Raw genomic sequence first — 5,596 nt, forward strand, 5'->3', positions numbered from 1 at the left:
GGTGACGGCTGGGCGGGTGACGGCTGGGCGGGTGACGGCCGGACGGGCGTATTCCGCTGCGGGAGTGGTTGGGCGCGACGCGGCGGTGGTACCGGTGCGGCGGGAGGCATCGGCCGTTCCGGCGGAGCGGTTCGCTCGCGCTGCACCGGTGCGTCGGCATTCGGATCCGGAGCGCCGGTGCGCCGGAGCGCGGCACTGTCGTTGTGGCGCAGTGGAGCACTGTCGTTGCGCGCCGGGGGCGCAGCCGGTGGGGTGCGGTGTAGCGCGGCACTGTCGCGTCGTACAGGTTGGTTGTGCTGTGGCGGTGCCACTGGGTTGTGCTGGGGCGGTGCCACTGGGTTGTGCTGTGGCGGTGCCACTGGGTTGTGCTGTGGCGGTGCTGCGGGGTTGTGCTGTGGCGGTGCCGCGGGGTTCTGCCGACCGGGGTTCTGGGGGGCAGGGTTCTGGGGATCGGGGCGCAGGCGCCGATCCGGAGCCGAGACGGGCACGCGCCCGGCGCGCGAAGGCGAAGGGCGTCGAGGCGCGGGCGGGAACTCCCGGGCGCGGCGCTGCTCGGCGGAGGAGCGGGGAGCGGCGATCTTGGGCATGGGTTGTGTCATGTCCGACGGGTTGACGCCGGGGATCATCGGTGGGAGGCGGTGCGCTCCCGTTGCGGCAACGGTGGCCGGGCCGAACATGCCCACGGTGATGAGTTCGGGCACGTCGTCGGGCATCAGTTCGTCGGCGAGGATCGGTTCGCCGAGGCCGATCTTCTCTTGGATGCGCTTCATCCAGGCGGGTGCCCACCAGCAGTCGTCGCCGAGCAGTTTCATGGTTGCGGGTACGAGGAACATGCGGATGACGGTCGCGTCGATGATCAGCGCGGCGATCATGCCGAACGCGATGTATTTCATGAGGACGAGTTCGGAGAATGCGAACGCGCCGGTGACGACGATGAGGATCATCGCGGCCGCGGTGATGATCCGTCCGGTGTGGGACGTGCCGATCCGAATGGATTCGGTGGTACTCGCACCTTGCGATCGCGCCTCGACCATGCGGGAGAGCAGGAACACTTCGTAGTCGGTGGACAGGCCGTAGATGATCGCGATGATCAACACGAGGATGGGTGAGAAGATCGGGCCGGGGGTGAAGTTCGCCAGCGTCGAACCGTGGCCGTCGATGAAGATCCAGGTGAGGATACCGAGGGTGGATCCGAGGCCCAGTGCGCTCATCAGTGCGGCCTTGATCGGCAGCACGAGCGAGCCGAACGCGAGGAACATGAGCAGGGTCGTCAAGGTCACCACGATCAGGACCATGAGCGGAAGGGTGTCCAGGAGCGCGACGATCGAGTCGTACTCGAGGGCGGGTGTACCGCCGATCAGGACGGTGACGCCGTCGGGCCATTCGATGCTGTGAAGATAGTCGAGTGTCGGATTGGCGTCGGCGCGGTTCTGTAGTCCGGCGGTCAGGACGCGAACGCCGTCCTGTTCGGGACCTGAGATCTTGAATTCTTCGACGAGGCCGGGGGCTGCGCTGGCCGAACGTCGTACCTCGTTGAGGGCGCCGCCCTGGGCGCCTCGCACCACGAGTTTGACGGGTTCGGCGCGCTGCCCGGGGAAGAGTTCGTCGAACGTCTCCTGCGCGACACGCGTGGTGCTGCCGGGCGGAAGGAGCGTCTCGTTCATACCGCCGAACTTGATTCCGGTCAGCGGCGTGATGAGCAGCAGCAGGCCGATCACCGTCGGGATGGCGACCTTCATCGGATTGCGCATCACCCAGCGGGTGAGGCGGCCGATGAGGCTTTCCTCGATCTGTTCGTTCGACTGGATCTGACCGAACCGTTTCCACCCGAACTTGTCGACGTTCTTGCCGAGGATGCCGAGGATGGCGGGAAGCAGGGTGATCGACGTGAACGCGGCCAGGGACACCGCGGCGATCGCGCCGTAGGCGACGGATTTGAGGAAGGCCTGCGGGAACAGCAGGAGGCCACCGAGGCTGGTGATCACCATCGTCGCGGAGAACACGACGGTGCGGCCCGCGGTGATCACGGTGCGCCGGACGGCCGCCGCAGTTTCGTAGCCTTCGGCGAGTTCCTCCCGGAATCTGGACACCATGAACAGGCCGTAGTCGATTGCCAGCCCCAGGCCGATCAGTGACACGACCGGGGCGACGAACGCGTTGACTTCGGCGAAGTTGGTGATGAATCGGACGATGCCGTTCGCGGCGATGATGGTGAGCCCGCCGGTGATGAGCGGCAGCGACGCGGCGATCACACCACCGAAGACGAAGAACAGCAGGATGCCGACGGCGGGGATCGCGAGGATCTCCATCCGCTTGATGTCGTTCGCCATCGTGTCGTTGAGCGCGCCGGCGATGGGTTGCAGACCGGCGAGTTGTACCTCGACGCCGTCGATCGCGAACGCATCCTTGACTTCGCGGAAGTTGTTGGTCAGCGCCGTGTCGTCGTCGCCGACGAGTGCGATCGACGCAACTGCGTGCTGGCGGGATTCGTCGGCGAGGGCAGGCAAGGCCGGCGCGCCGTTCGTGGGCCAATACGCGCCGTTGATCTTGAGGATCTCGTCGGGATGAGCGGCGAGAACGGCGTTGAGGCTGTCCTTGACCTGCGCGGCGAATGCGGGATCGTCGACGGTCTTGCCGTCCGGTGCCGTGTACAGCACGAGGACGTCGCCGCTCGTGTCACGACCGAACGTGCTGTCGGCCAGTTCTGCAGCCTCGACCGACGGTGATCCGGGATCGAACCAGCCGCCTTGGCTGAGATGGTCGTTCAGGCTCAACCCGTATCCGGCCAGCCCCAGCAAGGCGGCGACCATCACCGCGATCACCGTGAAGCGGGCGCGGAAGACGAGCTCTCCCCAGCGGTCGAACACGTTGAAGTCTCCTATTCGGCGACGCTCTTGCGCCCGATGAGCAAGGCGGAAAGCGGTCGGAAAGGCTGCAGCCAGGCACCCTCGTCGGGGAGCATGTCCAGGCTGACGCGGGGGAGCGGTTCACGGAACACACCGGGAATATCTTCGAGATCGACGAAGTCGAGGGTCTCGGACGTCACTGCCCAGCTGGCGTGTTCGCGGAACCCGAGCACCTGGACCGCGACGCCGCTGTCGGCGAGCTGTTCGAGGGGTTCGCGGAACGCCTGTCCGTCGGCGGATGCGACCACCACCCCGGCGAGACCTTCGCGGTGCCGCAGGTCGATGTGCGCGAGCATGTCGGAGTCGACATCGCTGTCGTCGTCGATCTTGGGTTTCGCGAACACCGCGAAACCGACATTGCGCAGTGCCTCGACCCACGGCCGGACGACGTCGGCGCTGCCCGGCGCGATGTTCGTGAACACCGTCGCTTCGGGTTCCAGGCTCGCGGCGGCGCCGCGGGACAGTTCGGCGGTGCGGCTGAGCAGCCAGCGGCCGAGCGCATCGAACCGGGGCCGGTAGGCCGCTGTGGGTCGTCCGCCGAGGATCGCTCCGAGACCCATGTCGAGGTTCGGTGCGTCCCATACGAGCAGCACGCGCTGGTGTGCGGTACCGCCCGTCACCGACGTCGGCTCGGACGTGGCGGACATGTCTTCGTCGAGGCTCATGCTCAGATCTTCCCCCAGATCAGCTCGGTGATGGTGCTGCCCACCTGGTGAGCCTTGTTCTCGAACTTGGTGACCGGCCGTTCGTGGCTGATCGGCGAGTCCCAGTCGAGTGGGGCGAGCAGAGGTTCGGCGTTGCCGGTCTCTTCGATCGCGACAGCGTATTCGGCGTGGTCGGTGGCGACGTGCAGTACCCCTCCGGTCTCGAGTCGGCTCGCGATCAGCGCGAACGTCGGTGCCTGCAGTAGCCTGCGCTTGTGGTGGCGAGCCTTGGGCCACGGGTCCGGGAAGAACACTCGCACACCGGTGAGCGAGTTCGGTGCGACCATGTGCTCGAGCACCTCGACGGCGTCGCCGCGCAGAATCCGCAGATTGTGGACGGGGTGCTCGCTCGTGAGGGTGCGTTCGATGCGCTGCAGCGTCTGGGCGAGGCCCGGCTTGTACACCTCGATCGCGATGAGGTTGACCTCCGGTTCGGCCTGTGCCATCGCCACGGCGGCGGTTCCCGTTCCCGAGCCGATCTCGAGAACCGTGGGGGCGCTGCGGCCGAACCAGCCGTCGATGTCGAGCAGGTCGTCGCCGACGTCGCGGCCGAGGTCGGGCCACTGCCGGTCCCACGTTTCCTGCTGCGGGTCGGTCAGCGCGCCGCGACGGGAACGGAAACTTGTCACCCGCGGGTAGAGGCGGTTTCCTCGCGTCGGGTGCTGTTCCGGCGTCTCGGTTGTGTGCTGATCGGCTTCGTTCACGGCTCCCATTGTCGCGTATCTCCGGAGTGCGTGACAGAAGGGACTGGTGAGGCCACAGTGTTTTCTCAGGCCGGCTGCGGTCGAGTGCCCTATCTGCGACAATGCAGCGACGATGGTCGGGGACATTTCGGGGGATGTTCGTGATGGGACAATCCGGCGCCACGTGGCGTGCGCTCGCTCGGCACGTCGAGCAGTTCGACGCGGATGCGGGCCGCGCCGTGCACGCGGCGCTCCGCGACCACGGTCGTCCCCCGACCGTGCAGATCGTCGGGCGCGCGGGCGGGGGCCACGAGCTCGCCCTCGCGGAGCAGGCGGTGGGCTGCACGGTCGAACACATCGATCTGGACGTTCCAGGCCGGGCCGATCCCGTCGTCGACGCAGACGTCGTGATCCTCGTGAGCGCGGTCCGGTTCCCGCCCCACGCGATTCATCCCGTGGACCGGGCGCTGCTCGACCGCGTCGACGCCGGACGTGTCGTGGTCGCGCTTGCCGGCACCGAGTCGCTCGCCGATCCCGGCTCGGCCGTTGCCGCGGTCGCCGAGCAACTGCGCTCGCCGGTGCTCCTGTCCGCCGACACCGACGCACTCGAGACCGTGGTCGGAACCCGGCTGCACGACGCGCGTCGCCGCCGGGACGACGCGTTGACGAGGACGATCGCCGGTATCGCCGCGACACCACCGGCACGGGATGCGATCGAGGACGCGCTCGACGATCCCGGCGCGTGGAGTGGTCGGTGACCGAACCTTCCGCAGACGACGTCCTGCACCGCTGGAACCCTGCGGGCTGGGCACGTCTGCGCGGCGACACACCTGTCCCGCGGGTGCTGGTCGCCGCGGTTCCCGGATCCGGCGAGGACGACCTCGTCGCGGAACTCGACGAACTCAACGGAACCGGGGACATCGCGTACGTGCGGGACGGGCCCGCAGCCGTCGTGCTGATGGTGCTCGAGGCGTCCGCGTCGGTCGGCCGCACCGAACTGGCCGCACTCGAATCCGCCGCGCACGATGCCGCACGGGTCGTATGCGCACTGACCGGTGTCGATCGCTACCCGCAGTGGCGTCGTGTTCTCGACGCCGATGCCGCGGTGCTGCGGCGGCACACCGATCTCGATACGACGATCCTGCCGGTCGCGACGGCCGTCGCGGTCCGCGCCCGCGAGATGGGTGGCGACACCGGACACGTGCTGCGGCTCGAATCGGGCATCGTCGACCTGCACGAGACGCTCCGCGCTGCCGCCGTCGCGGCACACACCGCGACCGTCGCGCGGTCCGCGGTCGTTGCC

4 protein-coding genes and 1 pseudogene are annotated in these 5,596 nt (G+C 67.9%); 2 read left to right on the forward strand and 3 right to left on the reverse strand.

Annotated features, from left to right (window positions below; genetic code table 11):
* The 3 genes from WAX14_RS10255 to trmB all read right to left on the reverse strand — a co-directional run.
* Positions 1–2,867, reverse strand: a 2,867-nt coding sequence (locus WAX14_RS10255; protein WP_422627978.1) for an MMPL family transporter, incomplete at its 3' end; no start/stop codon positions are given.
* Between the two features lie 11 nt (positions 2,868–2,878).
* Entirely contained in the window at positions 2,879–3,553 is a 675-nt protein-coding gene (locus WAX14_RS10260; protein WP_422627981.1) for an NYN domain-containing protein, read from the reverse strand.
* Positions 3,554–3,573: 20 nt separating this feature from the next.
* A complete protein-coding gene (gene trmB / locus WAX14_RS10265) occupies positions 3,574–4,314 on the reverse strand; it encodes a tRNA (guanosine(46)-N7)-methyltransferase TrmB (RefSeq protein WP_422627979.1) in 741 nt (246 codons plus the stop codon).
* Positions 4,315–4,457: 143 nt separating this feature from the next.
* Here trmB and WAX14_RS10270 point away from each other — a divergent pair, with 143 nt between their 5' ends.
* Together WAX14_RS10270 and WAX14_RS10275 are read left to right on the forward strand one after the other, a co-directional pair.
* Positions 4,458–5,051, forward strand: a complete 594-nt coding sequence (locus tag WAX14_RS10270; RefSeq protein ID WP_422627980.1) for a hypothetical protein — start codon at positions 4,458–4,460, stop codon at positions 5,049–5,051.
* Positions 5,048–5,596 (forward strand): annotated as a pseudogene (locus WAX14_RS10275) (hypothetical protein); the annotation flags it as partial. The gene WAX14_RS10270 and the pseudogene WAX14_RS10275, both read left to right, overlap by 4 nt.

Origin of the sequence: Rhodococcus sp. (in: high G+C Gram-positive bacteria), from assembly GCF_049299235.1 — a bacterium.
GTDB lineage: Bacteria > Actinomycetota > Actinomycetes > Mycobacteriales > Mycobacteriaceae > Rhodococcus.

Excerpts from the sequence above, each read along its gene's own strand:
- WAX14_RS10260 (WP_422627981.1), bottom strand. The coding sequence starts at position 3,553 with ATGTCCGCCACGTCCGAGCCGACGTCGGTGACGGGCGGTACCGCACAC.
- WAX14_RS10270 (WP_422627980.1), top strand. The coding sequence starts at position 4,458 with ATGGGACAATCCGGCGCCACGTGGCGTGCGCTCGCTCGGCACGTCGAG.